Genomic DNA, 19,615 nt, shown 5'->3' on the forward strand with positions numbered 1-19,615 from the left:
TCAGGCAGGCCGAGGTTGGATCAACCAAGACAATGCTGAGGCGGGTGAAGAAACGGTTCGATCTTCATCCAGAACGGCTGATCGCTGACACCGCCTATGGCACCGGGCCGCTTCTGGGATGGCTGGTGCCATCGATCATACTGGTTCCGCACCGCATCGATGGTCCGCCAGGAACCCTCTTTGACGGATGAAGCGGACCGCACCAGCAACTGAAATCCGCAGATAGCTGTCATTGATAAGCCCAGAATCAGCCGATTGCGGGCTTTTGCCATGGTAGCGACCGTCACGATGCAGGTTTCCGAAGGAGGGCGCTGGTAGACGGCGAAGCTTCGCAATATGGCGGATCGCCGGATCGCGGCTGTTAGTAAGCAGCCTTCAATTTTGCAATGACAGCTCAAGTGGGCTGGGAGCGGCGGCTTCGAGTTGATCAGTCAGAAGATGGCTCGATGACTGATCGAGGTCGCACATCTGACAGACGCGCGGGCGAGATTCCGCCCTGGGACACGCCGCGCCGTTCGAAATCGTCCGGCAAGCGGTTATGTTGGATTAGAGACCTCGATGCCTGCGCCAGTGCCGGGCCCATCATGATTCCATACCCACCCTGCGCGGCGAGCCAGAAGAAGTCGTCGAGCGCATCATCGAATCCTACGACCGGGGCGTCGTCGGACACAAAAGTCCGAAGTCCGGCCCAACTGTGCGCTATGCGGCGAAGGTCTATGATAGTATGGCGTTGGAGCCAATCGGCGGCCAGGGCAATGTCGAGCTCTTCGGGCTGCGCGTCTTGTGGTTCGGTCGGTGTTTCGTCGCCAAACGACGCCATTATGCGCCCTGCCTCGGGCTTAAAATATGCCTCCGAACCGGCCATGTCGACGGCGGGTAGCGAGTTTATGTCGATTACCACAGGTGCGTCGGCGACAATTGCACTTCGGCGCTTGGGGACCAACCCAAGCGGCTGTGCGCCCGCCATGGCCCCGATTTGATCTGCCCAGGCGCCAGCGGCGTTGATCACGATGGCGGCCTGAATTGTGCTGCCGGCGACCTCGATGCCCCATTGCCCTGCGCCGCGAGCAATCCTTCGCACACGCGCATTGCATAAGAGATGTCCATCCAACGCCTTGAAGCCGCGCAAGTAAGCCTGATGGAGCGCGTCCACATCGATGTCCATCACGCCCGGTTCATAGGCTGCTGCGGCGACCACTTCCGGACGCAGAAGCGGCACGAGCGCCAGAGCCTTTTTTGCCGACAAGTGGTGAACTGGCGCCTCACCCGCGGCAGATTCCACGATCGCGTCAAGGCGGGCTTCCTGCCCTGGCCCCGCAATCGTCAGTAACCCACGTGGTGTTAGCAGCGGATGATCTGCGAAGCCACTTGGCGGATTGAGAAGGAACGGACCGCTGCCCGCATTGATCGCGCGTACAACGGCGTTTCCGTAATTGGGTGTATAGAGCGCCGCCGATCGTCCCGTGCTGTGATAGCCCGCACGGGACTCTGCCTCGATCAACGCGACGGTTCCAACCTGGGCCAGTTCGAATGCCACTGAGGCACCTGCAATCCCGGCACCGATGACGGCATAATCGTACATTGTGTTGACCCTTCTTTCCATTTCAGCAGGTCAAGTGGCCCTTGGCCAGTTCGAGAGATGGCCAATGAAACGGGAACGTAGCGGCATCTTGCCGTCACCCAACATCTGACCGGCAACCGGTAACAGATGGAGATCAATAAACCTGCAATAAAGATTGATATTTTTTACAAAATGTAAGAAAACTTTCATATGTATCGCCAAGGGAGATACTCAGGTATGAGCGCATCCGTTCGCGAGCGATTGACAACCAGTCTGGCCACCGCCTCGAAGGCCGACCGGATCCTGGCAAACTTCATGCTCTCGGAATTGTCCAACCTTCCGTTTGAAACGGCAGCCAGCCTGGCGGCGAAAGTTGAAGTGAGCGAGCCGACGGTCGGTCGATTTTGCAGGACCGTTGGCTACAAGAGCTTCAAGGACCTGAAGGACCATTTGAAGCAGGACATAGGCCAGCAACCTTGGCTCGTCAGCGACAGGCTTCAGGATCTACGCAAGCGGGTCGCCGCGGGTGAGGATCAGCTTGCGGCCGGGCTAGAACTTGAGATCTCGGCCCTGGTCGCGATTTACGAACTTGCGCGGACGCCGGAATGGACGCGCGTCGTGAAACGATTGGCGACCACCGCCAATGTCTACGCGGTCGGGTTCCAGACCGAACGGGGTATGGCGCAGATATTGGTCAATCAGTTGCAATATCTGCGCGACGGCGTACGGATGCTGGACCTTGCTGGCGGCAGTTTTGCCGAAGTGCTGGTCTCGGACCCCACCCAGTCGTGCCTGGTGATTTTCGAGGCCCGCCGCTATTCGAGGTTGTCGCGTGACCTCGCGATCGAAGCAAAGAAGGTCGGAATTCCAGTGACACTGGTGACCGATCCGTTCTGTGATTGGGGTCGCGATCTTGTCGACGAGATGTTCGTCGTCCCCACCGAGTTCAACCAATTCTGGGAGTCGACGGCCCAGATGGCAAGTTTGGCCAACCTGTTGGTCAACGGCGTTTTTCTGGAGCTTGGCCCGAAGGTCGAAGCGAGAATGGAAACCGTCACGCAGCTGTATAGCCGGTTCACCGGACACGTCGGAAAACCAAGCAATCGCACATCTCAGTCAGGGAGCAAATCGGCCTGACGCAGACCACTATTGATAACGATAACAACAAGGAGTTCTGCAATGCGCTACATCTCCAAGACACGACTTTTCGCAAGCTCAATGCTGGTTTCAGTCAGCGTGTTTGGTCTTGCCATCGCGGCCAACGCCCAGGAAGCGACATTCGTCGTTTCCGCACAAAACGTCGGCACGCCCAGTTACAACCCGATCAATGGCACCCAACTCAACGATGCAATTACCCTGATCTTTGACCGTATGGTCATTCAGGACGCCGACCAGACATTCCACGGCCAGCTTGCTACCGAGTGGGAATCGACAGCCGACGGAATGTCCTGGACGTTCAAGCTGCGCGAGGGAGTGACCTTTCACGACGGTGAGCCGTTCAATGCGGAAACTATCGTGTGGTGGATTCCGCAATTCGCCGAAACCGAAAACGCGTTTATGACGGCCGCCATCGAAAGCGTCGAGGTGATCGACGATTTGACCGTCAGGTTCGTGATGGCGAACCCCGATCCAAACCTCTTGTCGAACATGTCATCGGGTTTCATGAGCATTCCCTCGCCCAAAGCGTTCGATGCGCTGGGTGATGATTTCGGCGTGACCGCTGCGGTAGGCTCTGGGCCCTTCAAACTGGAAAGCTTCACGGTTGGTCAGGAAACGGTGCTATCGGCAAACGAGGATTACGCCTGGGCGTCCGATCTGTCAAAGAACCAGGGCGCGCCGCATATCAAGACGCTGACGTTCCGAGAGATATCGGAGGACTCCACCGCCTTCCTTGAACTCAGCACTGGCGGTGTAGACCTGCTCTACAGCGTCCCAACCGACTTCCTGCCACGCCTTGAAGGCGAGCCGTCGGTTCAAGTCGGCACAATGCCGGGGACCGGTTTGTTCTACATCCCCATCAACACAACCGTCGAACCATTCACCGATATCAAAGTGCGTGAGGCCACGGCCTTTGCCATCAACCAGAAGGAAATTCTGGATAATCTCTATGGCGGCGTCGGTTCGGTCGCCAATACTTTTCTGATCGACTCGCTCTTGGCGGCAAACGTCGATCCGACGCTGAGAATCTCCTACGATCCCGACCGCTCCAAGGCCGTTCTGGAAGAAGCCGGCTGGGTCATGAGCTCTGATGGTGTTCGCGAAAAGGACGGGACCAAATTGCAGGTTGCGCTGTGGACCCAGAACGGGACCGAATTCAAACGTGTGACCGAAGTGGTCCAAGCCCAGTTGAAAGCCGTTGGCATTGGTGCCGACATCACGGTCTTTGACAGCGCCACCATCAATGACCAGTATCGCAAGGGCACTGATCATCAGCTGGCGGTCCGCTCCTATTCCTGGGCCAATGCGGACATCATCGACTGGTTCTTCTCCGGTCAGCGCCTGGGTTATCCGAACGTGTCGATGTGGAACGACCCTACGGCAGAGGAAATGAACCTCGCCGCCATGAGTGGTTCACATACCTGGGAAGAACGGGTCGCCAACTTCACGACCTACCATGAATATGTCCTGAGCCAGTACGTCTTCGCGCCGATCTATCAGCCCGTCCAGATCTACGCCTATGACAAGGAGGCCATTTCGGTACCCGAGGCCATTCGGGGAACGCGCCTGCAAAGCCAGACGGTGGTCGACATCACGGTCAACTGAACCGCGTCGCACCGCGACCCTAACGGACGAGGCCCCGGAATGATCAGCTTTTTCATCAAGCGGCTCTTGCTGCTCATTCCGGTGTTCCTTGCCGTGTCCCTGGTCATCTTCATGATCGTGCACCTGGTTCCGGGCGATCCGATCGACAATCTCGTCCAGATCAATTCCTCGCCCGAGCAAAAGGCGGCGCTTGCGGCCAAGTATGGCCTCGACAAACCGCTTTATCAGCAATACGCAATCTGGCTCGGCAACGCCCTGACCGGCGATCTGGGTGACGCCATAGTCCTGCGCCGCCCAGTCGCGGATCTGATTGCTCAAAACCTTCCGCATTCGCTGTCGCTTGGTGCCTTGGCGCTTCTGTTTTCGACGGTGGTCGGCATCACCGCCGGCGCGTTGGCGGCGATCTACAAGGACAGCTGGATCGACCGGGTGACGATGACGCTGATCCTACTGGGGTCGACCGTACCGGGTTTCTGGCTTGGCCTGCTTCTCATCATGCTTTTCGCGGTGCAGCTTGGCTGGTTTCCGGTGTCGGGGGCCCGAAGCTGGGATGCGCTGGTCCTTCCGGTCCTGACCATAGGACTTGGAGGAGTGGCGCTTGTCGCGCGCGTAACGCGCGTCGCCATGATGGAAACGGCACGCAAGGACTTTGTCATGATGTTGCACGCCAAGGGCGTGCCGCCTTGGCGAATTGAATTGCGTCATGTGCTGCGTCATGCGTTGCTGCCCGTGGTCACGATCCTGTCGCTCCGCATCGGCTGGATCCTTGGCGGCGCGGTTACTGTCGAGTTCGTTTTTGCCCGCCCCGGTCTCGGCTCACTGCTGATTACATCGCTGAACCAGCGCGACTACCCGGTCGTTCAGGGAGCCCTTCTGATGCTCGCTGTCGCGGTGATGCTTGGCACCTTGCTGGGCGACATCGTTCAAGCCGCGATGGACCCACGTGTGCGTGAAAGGATAAAATGATGACGGCTTTCGCCCCCATCAGGACGGCCATCCGGTCGCCACGCGGCGGCGTTTCTGCTGCTGTCCTGGTTCTTGTTGTGGCCTGCGCGTTGTTTGCACCGCTGATCGCGCCCTATGCCTACGACATCCAGAACCTGCCGGGCGCGAACACTGAGCCCGGCGCGGCCCACTGGATGGGCACCGATGAATTCGGACGAGACCTGATGTCCCGCATTATATACGGCGCGCGAACGTCGCTGTCCGTGGCGGTCACCGCAATCTCGATCTCGGTGGCAGCCGGGCTGACGCTGGGCGCGATGGCGGGCTATTTCGGCGGCTGGTTCGACCGTGCCGTCACCGCGGTCGTCGATCTGACCTGGTCTTTTCCCGAGATTCTGATCGCACTGATCCTGATCGCAATTATCGGCCCAGGACTGGAAAGCACCATGGTCGCCATCTCGATCGCCTACCTCGCGCAATTCACGCGGCTGACGCGGGCTCAGATCATGGCCCTGAAGAACGAGACCTATGTGGAGGCAACGACAAATCTGGGGGCCGGGCATTTTCACATCATCTTTCGCCATCTTTTGCCAAACGCACTGACGCCGGTGATTGTCGCAGGAATGCTGGCGACGGGGGACGCGATCATCTTGGAAGCCACGCTCGGCTTCTTCGGCCTTGGCGCTCAGCCGCCAACACCAAGCTGGGGCGCCATGATGTCGAGTGGGACGGCACAAATCTTCATCGCACCTTGGATCATCATCTTTCCGGGCCTGGCCATCGCCATCACGGTCATCTCGATAAACCTGTTCGGTGACGCGTTGATCGAGGCGCTCGATATCCGCAACCGTTTGCGGAGCGTGTGATATGGCGCTTCTTTCGGTTCAGGGCATCTCGGTCTCGATCGGGGCATTGTGCCCGCTGGAGGGTGTCACTTTCGACATCGACAAGGGCGAAATCCTCGGCCTCGTGGGTGAGTCCGGCTCTGGCAAGTCGCTAACTGCGATGTGTGTCATGGGGCTGCTCCCACGCATCGGCGGCACCATCACCAAAGGCTCCATCGCTTTCGACGGGCGCGAGTTGATCGGACTTCCCGAGATTGAGCTGCGCCGGCTGCGCGGCAAGCGGATTGCGCTGATCAGCCAGAACCCGATGACATCGCTCGACCCGATCATTCGCATCGGTGCGCAGATCGATCAGGTCTCGATCCTGCATCTGGGGTTGAGCGCCGAAGCGGCGAAGGCGCGCAGCCTCGACCTCATTGCCCAGTTGCGCATTCCGGAACCGGCTGCAATCCATCGCGCCTATCCACATCAGCTCTCGGGCGGCATGAAACAGCGGATCGTCATCGCCATGGCGCTTGCCGCAGACCCTGACCTGATTGTCGCCGACGAACCCACGACGGCGCTCGATGTCACCATCCAGGCCCAGATCATACAGATCATGGTCGAACTGGTCCGCGACCGCGGCCTCGCCCTGATGCTAATCACCCATGACATGGGCGTGGTGGCGCAGGCCTGCGACCGGGTCGTTGTTCTGTATGCCGGTCGGGTCGCAGAAATGAACGCGATTGGCGAGATCTTTGCCGAACCGAAACACCCCTACACGCGCGAACTGATCTGCTGCATTCCTCGGCTAGGTCAGAAGCCAGGAAGCCTGAAGGGTATTCCCGGCGTCGTGCCAAGCATCGTCGATTATCCCGATGGCTGCCGCTTCAACCCGCGCTGCAGCAACGCACAAGCGCTTTGTCGCGACAGGGCGCCTGCGCTTGAGCCCAAATCATCGGGCCTGGCGGCCTGTCACTTCAGCGAGGTTTGATCATGGATGCTTCGGTCCCGCGTGACGACAGTCTTGTGACGATGACAGATCTGACCCGCGAGTTTTCGTCCGGAGGCGGTTTCATGAAGCCGCGCCGCACTATGCGCGCGGTCAACGACGTCTCGCTTGATGTGCCCCGCGGCAAGGTAACCGGTGTCGTGGGCGAAAGCGGCTGCGGCAAGTCCACCTTGGCGCGGCTCGTTCTGCGCCTGCTGGAGGCCACTGAAGGGACGGTGATCTTCGACGGCAAGAACCTGGCGACCCAGTCGCAGGCCGAGATGCGCAAACTGCGCCGCCAGATGCAGATGGTGTTCCAGGACCCGTATTCTGCCATCGACCCACGCTATACGATCCGCCGCGCCTTGCTCGAACCCTTTCAGGTGCAAGGTGAAGCCAAGACGGCGGCGGAGGCGAGAGCGACGGTGGATGAACTGATCTCCATGGTCGGCCTCAGCCCGCGCATCATGGATAGTTTCCCCCATCAGCTATCTGGCGGTCAAAAACAGCGGGTGGGGATCGCACGAGCGCTGGCACTGCGCCCGTCATTTCTCGTGCTCGACGAGCCGACCGCGTCTTTGGATGTCTCCATCCAGGCGCAGATCGTCGATCTGCTGGAAGCCCTTAAGGAAGAGCTTGGGCTGACCTATCTCTTCATCAGCCATGATCTCAGCCTTGTTCGTTACTTCTGCGACCGTGTTGTGGTGATGTATCTGGGGCGCGTCATGGAGATTTTGCCGGGTGCCGAGACGCAGCCGCGCCATCACTATGCCCATGCGCTTCTCGATAGCAACTTCGAGCCCGACCCGACCCGGCGCAAGATCGTCACGATGCTGGGCGGGGAAATTCCAAGCCCCTTTGCGAAGATCCCCGGATGTGCCTTCGCGGCGCGCTGTCCTGCGGCCAGCGATGCATGCAGACGCGAACGCCCGCCCCTTACAAACCTGGGCGACGGCCACATGATCGCCTGCCACAACCCGATGGATTGAATTGCAGATGAGCTTTCGCGTTCTGAGTGCCGAAATCAGCCACGAAACAAATACCTTTTCGATCCGCCCGACAGATCTTGCAGCGTTCAAGAGCCGGTACTTCCTTCTGGGAGAGGAGGCCATCCGCGAACGAGGACAGGCAAACACCGATCTTGCCGGATTTCTCGATGTCGCACGCGACAAGGGATGGGTTCTGACCCATGCTGTCAGTACGTCTGCGCCACCCGGCGGGCTTGTCACACCGGGCACATTCATGGCGCTGGCCGCGCCGGTCCTAACGCTTGCTCTCGCCCAAGATTTCGACGGCATCTTGCTGTCGCTGCATGGCGCCATGGTGATTGACGGCGCCGAGGACGGTGAAGGGACGTTCCTCGCGCGGCTCAGGGAGGTGACGGGCCGCGACATTCCGATCGCAATCACGCTCGACCCCCACGCCAATGTAAGTCAGGAGATGGCCGACCTCGCCAACATCATCGTCTCCTACAAGACCTATCCACATGTCGACATGCGCGACTGTGCCGTGCTGGCAGGAGAGATATTGCATCGAACCATGTCGGATGAAATCGCACCGAAGACACTGCGGGTTCATCGCCCGATGCTTGAGGAGGTCAATGGTGGACGCACCGATGCCGGCCCGATGATCGAACGCAACGCGCGGGCTCTTGAACACCAGCAGCATCCAGATGCCTTTGCCGTCAGTATCAATGCAGGCTTTGGCAATGCCGATATTGCGGAGGTCGGGCCGACAGTCCTTGTTACCTATCAGGGCGACCCTGCGCCACATGAACGGCTTGGTAACGAACTTGCAGATGACATCTGGGACAGGCGGTTCGAGGGTCTCAACGACTATCTCAGTGTCGAAGCCGCCGCCGCACAATGCGCGGGCCACGAAGCCGAAAACGGCCCGATCGTCGTTGCCGATTATGCTGACAATCCCGGTGGAGGAGCGTATGGCGATGCAACGTCGCTGCTTGCCGCGCTGCTTGCCGCAAGCGCCGACAATGCATGCTTTGGACCGTTGGTCGATCCAGAAGCAATCGAGTATTTGGAAACGCAAACCGTGGGGCGGGCCGTCACCCTTGAACTTGGAGGCAAGACGGATCCTGACCGTGGCGGCGGGCCAATCACGGTGACGGGCACACTCAAGATGCTCAGCGATGGCAACTTTACGGGGACAGGCCTGATCCTCGGTGGTCTTCACCGAAGTTGGGGACGCACGGCCGTCCTCGGCGTGGCAGGCATCGACATCTTGATTGTAACCAACGCGACCCAGATGCTTGACCTTGCGCAATTCCGGACGTTTGGCATCGATCCCGCCGAAAAGACTATCGTCGCTCTGAAGTCTATGCAGCATTTTCGCGCAGCCTTCGAGCCGATCTCTTCTCGTATTATCGTTTGCGATAGCGGCGCGCTCTGCACACCGGACCTCGCCAGGCTGCCCTACCGCAATGTGCCGCGTCCGATCTTCCCACTCGACCGATAGTAACGCATTCGCAACGCCACGACCGCCATGTGGCGGCGCGGAACAAGCCCAAGTTATTGGGTGCCTTGATTGTGCGCACACCCGTGTCGCGCGAGCATCGGCTTGCACGCGCTTGCAAGGTCCGTTTCCCCCTCTGTTTTTGTTTCTGACATTGCGAATTGCAGAAAGTAGCCGTTGGAAAACGCGCACCAAGCTGGTGCTTTGCCCTCCGATCTGTGAATTCGCCCACCAACCGATTTTGCGCTTGCAGCGAAAGTCTGCAATGCGGGAGATTCTGTGGGAAAACAACGTGTTGCTGGCGCAGAAAGTGACACGCTTAACGTGGCGCGAGCGCCTTTCTGATCAGGCTTTTCGTCTTTGCTGCGGTGCAGGAAAGATCTTCGCCAGTTTGCGGAGGTTTTGGGCTGTGGCGGCGAGGAGGAATTCGTCGCTTGCCCCGCATGGACCGCGTAGTCGGAGCCGTCCAAGACCGAGAATGCGCTTGAGATGCGCGAAGAGCATCTCGACCTTCTTCCTGAGCTTTACCGAGATCTTGTATTGGGACGTTCTGGAGATGGCACGGGCAACATCCCGGGCGTCCTCGTGTTCTTCTCGGGTGATCTTGCGCGCATCGGCGTTCGGGCAGCACTTGGGCTTCGACGGACATGCCTGACAGGTGTGTTTCAGCGCCTGGTATTTGGCGACGCCCTTTCCCGTCGGCCCGCGGCTTGGATCGGAGTAGTTCCGGCGAAACTGCTTCAGCGCCTCACCTTCCGGGCAGATGTACTGGTTGTTCTCGGCGTCCCACTCGAAGATGAGCCTTGTCGCGCCATTGGTCCGAGCGACAATGGCGAATGCGGGACCAGGTACCGTCGGTGCGACCTGCCTTGTCGATCACCGGGATGTGCGGGGCGATCTTTTCGTCCACCAGCCAGCCGAGCATCGGTCCAGACCCATAGGCCGTGTCGGCGATCAGCCGTTCGGGATGAAGATCGAAGCGGTCCCTGACCCTGTTCAGCATCGTCTTCGTTGATCCGACCTCGGCCTGGCGGTTCGACCGTGTCGCTTCCACGTCGACGATGACACCATGATCCGTGTCGATGAGGTAGTTGTTGGAATAGGCAAAGAATGCGTTCGCCATTGTCTCTCGGACCAATGGCGTTCCAATGGCTCACCTTTGCGAGCAGCCGTCCATTGGCTGGCTGGGTCGGAATAGGATGTGAACTTCGGCTCGACCGGTGTCGCCGCTCCGAATGCCGCGTCGTCCAACGTGTCGAGATACTCGCGGACCGCACGCGGGGCCGCGTCCACATCGATCCGCGCGATGTCCCAATCTTCTTTTGGCGCGGAATACTGCTTGTTGGCGTCCGCCTCGATCAGGCTGGCATCCACGGCCAGCCGCTGACCGCTGACCAGCCCTTCTGTGATGCACCTCGCGACGACCGTTTCAAAGAGATGCCGCAGCAGCTCGCTGTCGCGGAAGCGGCCGTGGCGGTTCTTGGAAAAGGTCGAGTGATCGGGCACCCGGTCGGCCAGGTCGAGCCGACAGAACCACCGGTAGGCGAGGTTCAGATGCACCTCCTCGCAGAGCCGTCGCTCGGACCGGATGCCGAAGCAGTAGCCGACGATAAGCATCCGGATCAGCAGTTCGGGATCGATCGAGGGTCGGCCTGTGTGGCTGTAGAAATCCGCCAGATGGACGCGGATGCTGCTCAGATCGACAAACCGGTCAATCGACCTGAGCAGGTGGTCCTGTGGGACATGATCTTCCAGCGAGAACTCATAGAACAGCGACGCCTGCGCCTCTTGCCTCGGTCCTATCATCGCTGATCCCTCCGCTCATTGAGAGAATTGAATCAGCGGTTTAGGCGTCGATCAAGGCAGAGTTTTTCAACGGAATACGGGACGAAGCGGTCGTTCATTTAGTTTACTCGAATGGCCGCTTATGGAAGACCTACAGCTCTCTCGTTGGCAAGACTCCTGCCATTTGTGTCTCTTCCCATTTCTCGACTAACGGCCCTCCAAGACCCACGAAATCGTCGCTTTGGATGCTTGATCGCGCTATACGGTCCAGTCTGAAATGGCGTAATGCCTCACGCAGTTCGCACCATGCAACGATCAGCCCGGCATCAACGTAGTAGATCAGAAAAAGCGGCCAGATCGTGCGCTTGGTCTCTCTTCCTTCAACGTCACAGTATTTTATCGCCATCTTTTTCTCGCTTCTAATTGCTTGGCGAACTTCGCTGAGGTTGACGGTCGCACACCTCTCGATCCCCCACGCGGATGTCGGGAGGCGACGGGTGCCCGGTGCAGCTTCATGCAGCTTGCGCGCCGCGCGACCCGCTGAGCGCCAAAGTCCTGGATCGCCAGTCCGCGCGATCAGGCTGAGACCAACGGAAATCGCTTCCGCCTCCTCGACATCTAAGTTGATTGGCGGAAGGTCGTACCCCTTGCGCATGACATAGCCGACGCCCGGCTCGCCGAGGATAGGTGTCTGCATGGCTTGAAGGCTGGCAATGTCGCGATAGACGGTTCGGATGGAGATTTCGAGCGCTGCTGCGATCTCACGTGCCAGAATTGGCCTATCTGCATTTCGCAGCAGCTGAATAATCTCGAAAAGCCTGGCCGATCTGGACATCGCGATCCCTCCATACTTTTGAGGGCTACCATAACACTACCGCCACACAGATGGCAGTAGTGTTCAGATATAGGGCAAATGAATTGAAGTCAGAAAAAGTTGAAGCCCAGCCATGGCCGCCCCTCTTACCGGAGATGATATTGCACGCGGCACACGTCTGATGGTCTTCGCCGCGTTGCTGCTGGCCTCTGGCGCGACATCAGCCCGCTTCGCAACGGAGGGCATGAATGTCTTCGTGGTGGTGTTCTGGACCAACATGACAATGTTCATCATGATGTCAGGATACATGCTGATTGCCCGTCCCGAGGGCGGGGTTCATACCGACAAGCTACCGCTCCATTTTCTCCGATCGGTGTTCACCTACGGCGCGCTTGTGGCCTACTTCTATGCGCTGGCACAAATCCCTTTTGCGACTGCCGTTATTTTGCAATCCACGGGTCCGGTGTTCGTGCCGATCCTAGCCATTCTTGTATTTCGCCGATTGTCAGATCGCTATGTCTGGCTGGGTGTTGCGATCAGTTTCGTCGGCGTCGTCCTGCTCGTCCGTCCTGATCGCATTGGCATATCGCTGGGTGAATTCTCCGCATTGCTCGCCGCGCTCGGGGGCGCAGCCGCCGCGCTCGTTATCTGGTCCTTTTCATCAACCGAACCTGTTGCACGACAGATGTTCTATTTCTCCTTTTTCGCGTGCCTGCTGTCTGCGCTTCCGCTGCCGTGGACGTGGCACTCGCCAACTCTCGCACATCTGACCCCTATCATCGCCGTGGCGGGTTTTACGATTGTTGGGCAATTCTACTATGCGAAAGCCTTCTCGGCTGCACCGGGCGACAAGGTCATCACGTGGAGCTATATGGCAATCGTCTTTGCGGCAGACTTTGGTTTCGTTTTCTGGGGCGAGCCGATTGTAGTCCTATCCGCGCTTGGCGCAGGACTGGTCGTGGGCGGTGCTCATCTGGCAACACGGGCGTGCTGAAGCTGCCGTTCGCTGCAAAGCAACATGCTGGAAAGGGGCTCAGTGCCGACCTCGAAGCAAGTGCAGCATCGTACTGACCGGACTGTCCGCCGCAGATGAGGACCGGCCCTTTCCTGCCGTTGGCCAATAGGTCGAGATGCTGCGGTCGCAGTCCGCAAAGCCGCCATTCGCTGAGCCAGGGAATTCGAAAGGTAGTCGAAGCAACAAATTGCGGGACGAAGTGAGCTTTGGCTGCATCCCGCAAGAAGGTCCGTTCCGGTCGAATATCCTCTCAGAACAGTTGCGCGCCCTCGAAAGCGATGAACCGTGGCACCCAGCCGACCGTTCGACGCAGCCTCTCGGACGACATCCTCTGATCGAGTGTCGATCCCACGGCCCAATCGCCATGTTCGGCCACCACGGCTTTCCTGGCACGAACTTCGATCCCCGCCGTACTCCGCGCCCGCTCGGCGATCACGGCGGCGATCCGCGAAACCGGCACGCCGACCTCGGCGGACGCATTGTAATGCCCGGTCAGGCCGGCTTCCAAGACGAGGCGGCAGGCAACGGCGAGGTCGTCGCGATGTACCAAGGGCCAGCGTGTCTCGGCCGCGCCCCAGATCTGGATCGGCCGACGGTCCCGTGCGGCGTCTACGAAGCGCTCAAACACCCCTTTGCCCGTCGCGTAGACCATCGCCGGATGGATGACGGCCACTCGAAGCGCGTCGTTCGCCGCCAGCCGCTCCGCGTGATTGACCATCCATGCGAAGGCGGGGATCGGCGAGAAGGGCCTTTCTTCGTCGGCCACCTCGTCCCCCGTCGCCCCATAAAGCCAGCACCCCCCCGTATAGACGACCTGGAGGGGCTCGGACCGCTTGGACGCGGCCTCCTCCAGCGCGTCGATGACGACGGCATCGACGGCACCCATGTCGTCGCCGAACGTCGCAGCGACCTGCACGAAGGCATCCGCATCATTCAGATGGCGACGCCAACCCGCCGGTTCGCGCATATCGCCGCGCACGGGACGCGCCCCAAGCGCTTGGAGCACTTTGTCCGAAGCGGGGGAGCGGCTCAGGGCAATGACGGTGTGCCCGTTCCCAGTAAGCTCACGGACAACGCCGCGTCCAATAAGGCCGGTCCCGCCGAGGACGAAGACGTTCAACGACATACCGATCTTGTAGCCACGCTGGGCATCGTGGTCACCGACCAAACGGCTATAGCGCTCAATGAAGTTTCACCGAGCGCGCCCTGTCGAACCATCCGAGTAGCACGGATCGGCTGTTGCAGTGGCATCTGCAATGGCTTTCAGAACGCACACGCGGCGGGGTTTAAATCCATGTAGAACACTATGCTGCATCCGCAGCGCAATCCGTCGAAAAGCCGACCTTTGTGCGTTCCGCAGCATCCGGGAAAGTGGGCTCGTTAGCGGACTTGCGGCGATGCAGCGCGGCGATTTGTAGGCTCAGGGAAAGCCAACCTCACGGCCCAGAGCCGACTTTGAGCACCACCTTCAAATGCTGCGATCGCAGCCCGATAGCGGACGTTGGCCACACCTGCGCGATGTTCACCTAGTCAGAGGACTGGAGACGGGACTAAGCGGTCGTTGAACCAATACTGCTAGAGCGCTAAGGACGACCCGCGGACCATTTTGATTGGAGAATTAGGTGAAACAGGAGATCGGAACTTCTTTTCAATTGGAAGAGGTCGTCGATCTCTATCTCTATCGCCCCCCCTACCCCCAACAAGTATATGATCTGATTGTCAGTCACTCTCCTGACAGGGGCCGCATTCTGGATCTGGGGTGCGGGCACGGCAAGATCGCGAGGCCGATGTCAAAACACTTCAGCTCTGTGACGGCGATAGATCCATCAGCAAAAATGATCGCGCTTGGAAAGTCTCTCGAATTTGGAGTGGCGACGAACCTTGAATGGGTCGAAAGTTATGCGGAAACGGCGCCGTTAAAAGGTGAATATGACACTGTCGTTGCCGCCCTTAGCATCCATTGGATGAACCATGATGTTCTCTTTCCCAAACTGTCCAAGCATGTGAAAACGCGCCATCTGTTTTCGGTCATAGAAGGTGATGGCGCACATAAGCCACCTTGGGAAAGTGATTGGCAAACCTTCTTATCAAAATGGGTGCCAAAGCTTACTGGAAAGCCATTTCATTCGGGCAAGGACTGGTCGTTTTGGGCGAAGTACCTCGATTATGTTGATGTGAATGGAGTGTATGAGGTCGTTTCCGACCCATTCCACCAGAGCATCGGAGACTTCATTTTATGCCAACACTCTCGCGATACTTTTACGATCTCAAAGTTGGGCAGTGATCTCAAGAGCTTTGACCAAGAGCTTCGGGAGCTTCTATCTCCATTTGCGAACGCCAATGGAGATTTAAAGTTTCAAAGTTTCACGAAGCTGACCACGGCCACTATCTAACAACAAATATGGAGCAATTCGATAGTGGGTCCTTCTGCGCCTGCAAACACAGGTAAGTATGGGCTCACTCCGGACCTTCTCCACACCGCAGAACGTGCCAAAATTCAACCATCTCTGTCACCGGCGGAAAGGACCATTTTGGAGCACCGTAGTTCAGATCATCTGCAATGATTTTTCAGACTTCGTTCTCGGCCAATGACTCCAACCTTTCTCGATCAGGATTTCGAAGCTCTATCATTATAGCATTCTCTACACCGCGCCATGTCGAGGGACGCATATAGCTTTTACTGGCTTTCTTATCATTGATGAGGAAATCATGCCATTTGGCCAACGAATAACCAAAGTCTTGTCCAGTAACCTTCTTAAGCATCTTCCGACCTTGAGCCATACACTCAATGATCCGGGCTTCCTCTTGCATCTTTACTAGATCACGAACGCCATCCTCTTGGGACGAGCCAAAACCGGAGAGAAACAGCATCCCACTCTGCAATGGAACTACTTGTCCAAAACTTCGCAAAGTCATGTTTCACCTCACATAAGTGCTCGCCAATCGGCGATGTAGTTATCAGCATCATTTAAAGCATCTGTAAGTCGTCTAAGATTTGCACCCGTCAGCTTTCCTTCAAAAACAGAACGTACCATCATCTGCGCTGCTCGCTCGACGATGACCTCTTCGCGTGCGTATAGAGACGTTCCAAAGTCACGATGCGCCCCCCAGTACTCTTCGTGTCCACGCACTGGGCCAAGCCGCGTTACAAATTTATCATATATGCGAGCGTGATTTAACTCATGTGCTGCAGTCTTCAGCTGCATATACTTGTTCGTCTGCGAAATATCGCTTGGTATTCGGATTATGCGCACACCACCCTCTACACTGAAGTTGGGATACTCAAATCCATCGGCTCTTACGCTTCCGTAACGAACCTCATCGACATATTTCCATAGGTCTACACCACAGTGATCAGCTACCTTCTCCATGAGCCTAGTTGCGCTTGCCTGATCGTTGACGGTACCGGGGCCTTGGTGCCGAGTGAGGCGGGCAAATCTCGCTTGTAGTGCAGTCCTTGTCAGACGCTTCAATCGCAACAGAACACGCATGTCGCTATCCAAAGGCGGCAGGCGTAAACGTCCGACACCTTGAACATTCAGAATCGCCCCTCTACCCGAGGGAAGAGGGGTATAATCTGCCGTGTAATCACGACCAAATCTGTGCCCTTTGATTTCAGCGATCCCAAGTCGCGCCTCGTCGAGCTGTCCGCGCGGGATGGGGCGAATATTTTGACCAGACGCTGCAACACGTGTGGCACGGGTGGTTGCATAGCGAATAACCACCGGAGCGCCGAGACCAGCGGCGATTTGTGTGACAGCCCAGCCCCGGTCGAACGCCTGAGCTGTCTCCTCTCCTCCGAAGTGCATTGCCGTGTCATGCACCAGATCACCGATCCAACCCCGCTCGCTTGCGTGGCGGTCTGGGGTCCAGAGCATCTTTGCGCCCTGAGTCAGCGTATCGAAGCCCACAACCGTCAACGCAACACCGCCGACAGCCGCCAGACCACCGCTGCCGATGGCGACCGTCACGCCGCCAAACATCTCCAGCGCACCAAGACCGACCAGCGCAACACCTGCCGCGTTGCGAGTCAGCCAGTTTCGAAAAAACTCTTCTTCAGAGCCAGCTCCGGGATAGCCATTCCGGGCCATCCAGTCGCCCATGACGGCATAGAGCCAGTCAGCGCCCTGCTTGTTGGTGGGGAGTGGATTTATCCCGTCATCGCCGAAAGGCATGTGCTCGGCCAGAAACATGCGGTCCACATTGCGGCTGATGATCGAGTAGACCCGAACGACCTTTTCCCGATCGTCGATCTCCCAATTGCCGCTCTCGGCCGCATTTTGCCGAGAATACAGCGTCCGCCGTTCCTCGCTAAGCTGCCCGAGCCTTTCCATCGCCTCTGCACCGGGACGATTGTCTTCCTCTGTCGGGCGATCTCCACCATAGAGGTGGTAGTTTGTGTTTCGCTCTACGTAAGCATCGTAGACAGGTTGAAGCTGCGCTATCTCCGCATCGATTTCGGACAGCCTCGAACTGGCTTGGCCAATAAAACTAGGAGCATCGATAAACTCAAAACGATAACCAAGCGCCAAGTCTCCGTCATCTGACAGAAGCTGTAACAGGAAGCCCGCCCGTTCAGGATAGTGACGGGCGAAGCAGTCGAGCAGGCCTTCTTCGGTCAGAAGAGCGCCATCGAAGATGACGGGCAAGACCTCGTCGCTGAGCGGCAGTTCCTCGACATCCGTGAAGCCGAACATCTCGTCGAGGGCGACATTGCCTTGATCGAACGGGAGGACGACCCCTTCACCACCGCATCCCTGACCCTCGGCGCAGGGCATATCGGTATAGTATTCGCGCGGTCGTTCGCTAAGCGGGCCGTTCGCAGCCCCGGCCAATGTTGCGGCGCTTGGGGGTGGAGCAAGATCCTGAGGCATCAGCTGTAAATCTCCTCCAGACGGCGCTGGAATGCAGCAAATCGCTCTCCGCTGGGCATATCTTGAGTATCACAGATACGCGCCAGAGCCGGATCGGCACGCTCGAATCTGTCGCCGTAGAAAAGCTCCCAGACACCCCACCGTTCTTGCTGCAACGGTTGCTGGAAGCCATAGCCATACATCCGATGGAGAGCGGCAACTAGGGCATTCTTTTGCGCAGATCGCACTTCGGGATCCGTCGACATAGAGATGGAGCTGCCTTTATCCAACTTGACCATCAGGGCATCTGCGCGCGCCTCGAATGTCAGTTGCCGGAACACGGCCTTCTCTTCGGGGCCGAGATGGATCGGCCGGGCGTCTGCAGGAACACTCGCGACAGGATGGGCGATTTCCGCTTGATTATTAAAGCAGGTAATAACGGTCAGGCTGCTCCAGGGCGCTGGTCTGGCGAGGATGCGGTGCCCGAATCTCGGCGCACCTCGCAAAAAGGCGCGCATCACACGAGGATCATAAAGGCGCAGATAGAACCAGGCATTGGCGTCATCACGCACTTTTATGAACTTGCGCAGATGTGCCCGAAGGTCTTCCAGGCCGTCGCGAGACCGTAGGTAGATGCCGGAAGCCCGGTCCCACATCGCCCAGGGCGCATCGCCCTCGGTGAATAAATGCCGGACGAATTGGCTTCCCTCATCCAGTCTTACGATCCATGGAGCCACGTCGCCCAATTCCTTGATGGCATCGCCTTGGAATAGGCAAGCATGCTCAAGGCCAGAGCTCGAAAGGACTTCCGGCAGGTTCCGCACGCTGGCCGCGTCGAGAATGGCAAAAGTACCAAGTGACGGAACCCCCGGAGCGTTTCCCTCTGCTGCTATTTCTGCATCTGTCGGGTTCGGCTGACCGAACAGCTGCTCGTGCAGCGCCTCCGGGACTGCTTTCGGCATCTCGACGCCGAACTGGTCATTCAATGGCACGATATCCTTGATCGTTTCGACCCGAATAACAGGATCAGCGGGAATGGACGGCGCGGCCGGCTGTTCAGTCCAATGATCAAAGCTGTCTTCTGTACTCAAAGCTAAAACCGGTTTTCAAAATGCCGCCCACCCATGGAGATTGCGTTGCACAGGTCGTCCCGGAATTCAATCGTAACGGGATCGCCGGGCGAGGTTGTCTGCCATACAGGCGCGCACGCTTCACGGAGACCCGCTCAGCTTTCGCCGCTGCGCCGAACCGCTTCTGCGACGGCATCGAGCACCTGACCGGTTTCGAGCTCCGTGGCGATGCCCCATTCCACCAACTCGACATCCAGACGGCGTTCGCCGGTCTCGATCTTGACTTTGTAGGAATAGGAGCGATGCAGGCGGTCGGCCAGCTGCTGCTGCGTAACCCCTTCGGCGTTCGGGTTTTCGACGAGCATCCAAGCGCAGGATATTTTGGGCTCGGATGAGGACGGCTCAAACCGGATGAGGTGGGTGGCTCCTGCTCCACCGGCATCGAATGTGCCAAAGTGCAGTTGTCAAAGACTGCTAGGAAAGGAGCCACCCAATGACAGTAAAGGCCGTCGGCCTTGATCTGGC

The 19,615-nt window shown here is 58.2% G+C and carries 16 protein-coding genes and 2 pseudogenes; 10 read left to right on the top strand and 8 right to left on the bottom strand.

Annotated elements, in window-relative coordinates; translation table 11 throughout:
* Positions 1-191: pseudogene (locus AADZ90_RS22030) on the top strand (hypothetical protein); the annotation flags it as partial.
* 236 nt (positions 192-427) lie between these two features.
* On the opposite strand, the gene AADZ90_RS22035 reads toward AADZ90_RS22030, so the two are convergent.
* Positions 428-1,582, bottom strand: a complete 1,155-nt coding sequence (locus AADZ90_RS22035) for an NAD(P)/FAD-dependent oxidoreductase (RefSeq protein ID WP_367312757.1) — start codon at positions 1,580-1,582, stop codon at positions 428-430.
* 216 nt (positions 1,583-1,798) lie between these two features.
* On the opposite strand from AADZ90_RS22035, the gene AADZ90_RS22040 reads away from it, so the two are divergent.
* Genes AADZ90_RS22040 through AADZ90_RS22070 form a run of 7 tightly spaced genes read left to right on the top strand, consistent with a single transcriptional unit; the run spans position 1,799 to position 9,556 of the window.
* Entirely contained in the window at positions 1,799-2,698 is a 900-nt protein-coding gene (locus AADZ90_RS22040) for a MurR/RpiR family transcriptional regulator (protein WP_367312758.1), read from the top strand.
* A gap of 42 nt (positions 2,699-2,740) precedes the next feature.
* A complete protein-coding gene (locus tag AADZ90_RS22045) occupies positions 2,741-4,324 on the top strand; it encodes an ABC transporter substrate-binding protein (protein WP_367312759.1) in 1,584 nt (527 codons plus the stop codon).
* Positions 4,325-4,363: 39 nt separating this feature from the next.
* Positions 4,364-5,290: an ABC transporter permease gene (locus AADZ90_RS22050; RefSeq protein WP_367312760.1), complete on the top strand. Its 927-nt coding sequence runs from the start codon at positions 4,364-4,366 to the stop codon at positions 5,288-5,290.
* On the top strand, positions 5,290-6,135 hold the full coding sequence (locus AADZ90_RS22055; RefSeq protein WP_367312761.1) for an ABC transporter permease: 846 nt from the start codon (positions 5,290-5,292) through the stop codon (positions 6,133-6,135). Before AADZ90_RS22050 ends, AADZ90_RS22055 begins: the two co-directional genes overlap by 1 nt.
* Before the next feature lies 1 nt (position 6,136).
* On the top strand, positions 6,137-7,087 hold the full coding sequence (locus tag AADZ90_RS22060; protein ID WP_367312762.1) for an ABC transporter ATP-binding protein: 951 nt from the start codon (positions 6,137-6,139) through the stop codon (positions 7,085-7,087).
* 2 nt (positions 7,088-7,089) lie between these two features.
* On the top strand, positions 7,090-8,073 hold the full coding sequence (locus tag AADZ90_RS22065; protein WP_367312763.1) for an ABC transporter ATP-binding protein: 984 nt from the start codon (positions 7,090-7,092) through the stop codon (positions 8,071-8,073).
* Between the two features lie 7 nt (positions 8,074-8,080).
* Positions 8,081-9,556, top strand: a complete 1,476-nt coding sequence (locus AADZ90_RS22070) for a M81 family metallopeptidase (RefSeq protein WP_367312764.1) — start codon at positions 8,081-8,083, stop codon at positions 9,554-9,556.
* A gap of 342 nt (positions 9,557-9,898) precedes the next feature.
* Here the strand turns inward: AADZ90_RS22070 and AADZ90_RS22075 are convergent.
* Together AADZ90_RS22075 and AADZ90_RS22080 are read right to left on the bottom strand one after the other, a co-directional pair.
* Positions 9,899-11,359 (bottom strand): annotated as a pseudogene (locus AADZ90_RS22075) (IS1182 family transposase).
* A 130-nt stretch (positions 11,360-11,489) separates the two neighbouring features.
* On the bottom strand, positions 11,490-12,173 hold the full coding sequence (locus AADZ90_RS22080) for a helix-turn-helix transcriptional regulator (protein WP_367312765.1): 684 nt from the start codon (positions 12,171-12,173) through the stop codon (positions 11,490-11,492).
* Positions 12,174-12,285: 112 nt separating this feature from the next.
* Here AADZ90_RS22080 and AADZ90_RS22085 point away from each other — a divergent pair, with 112 nt between their 5' ends.
* Positions 12,286-13,146 (top strand): DMT family transporter, encoded by an 861-nt coding sequence (locus AADZ90_RS22085; protein ID WP_367312766.1) that lies wholly within the window; start codon positions 12,286-12,288, stop codon positions 13,144-13,146.
* A 271-nt stretch (positions 13,147-13,417) separates the two neighbouring features.
* Here AADZ90_RS22085 and AADZ90_RS22090 read toward each other — a convergent pair whose 3' ends face one another.
* Positions 13,418-14,293: an NAD-dependent epimerase/dehydratase family protein gene (locus tag AADZ90_RS22090; RefSeq protein WP_411997167.1), complete on the bottom strand. Its 876-nt coding sequence runs from the start codon at positions 14,291-14,293 to the stop codon at positions 13,418-13,420.
* A 496-nt stretch (positions 14,294-14,789) separates the two neighbouring features.
* Between AADZ90_RS22090 and AADZ90_RS22095 the strand changes: the two genes are divergently transcribed.
* Complete coding sequence (locus AADZ90_RS22095; RefSeq protein WP_367312768.1) at positions 14,790-15,560, top strand: class I SAM-dependent methyltransferase; 771 nt, start codon at positions 14,790-14,792, stop codon at positions 15,558-15,560.
* Between the two features lie 175 nt (positions 15,561-15,735).
* Here AADZ90_RS22095 and AADZ90_RS22100 read toward each other — a convergent pair whose 3' ends face one another.
* The 4 genes from AADZ90_RS22100 to AADZ90_RS22115 form a co-directional block, all read right to left on the bottom strand.
* The gene (locus tag AADZ90_RS22100) at positions 15,736-16,038 is read right to left on the bottom strand and encodes a hypothetical protein (protein WP_367312769.1); all 303 of its coding nucleotides are present in this window, start codon (positions 16,036-16,038) and stop codon (positions 15,736-15,738) included.
* Between the two features lie 53 nt (positions 16,039-16,091).
* Positions 16,092-18,041 (bottom strand): hypothetical protein, encoded by a 1,950-nt coding sequence (locus AADZ90_RS22105; protein WP_367312770.1) that lies wholly within the window; start codon positions 18,039-18,041, stop codon positions 16,092-16,094.
* Positions 18,041-19,111 carry a DUF4123 domain-containing protein gene (locus AADZ90_RS22110; protein ID WP_367312771.1) on the bottom strand — a complete coding sequence of 357 codons (1,071 nt, stop codon included), beginning with the start codon at positions 19,109-19,111 and terminating at the stop codon, positions 18,041-18,043. The genes AADZ90_RS22105 and AADZ90_RS22110 overlap by 1 nt, the downstream gene beginning before the upstream one ends.
* Positions 19,112-19,245: 134 nt before the next feature.
* Positions 19,246-19,455, bottom strand: a complete 210-nt coding sequence (locus AADZ90_RS22115; protein ID WP_367312772.1) for an XRE family transcriptional regulator — start codon at positions 19,453-19,455, stop codon at positions 19,246-19,248.
* Between the last annotated feature and the right edge of the window lie 160 nt (positions 19,456-19,615).

The organism is Aestuariibius violaceus (assembly GCF_040779325.2).
Classification (GTDB): Bacteria; Pseudomonadota; Alphaproteobacteria; order Rhodobacterales; family Rhodobacteraceae; genus Aestuariibius; species Aestuariibius violaceus.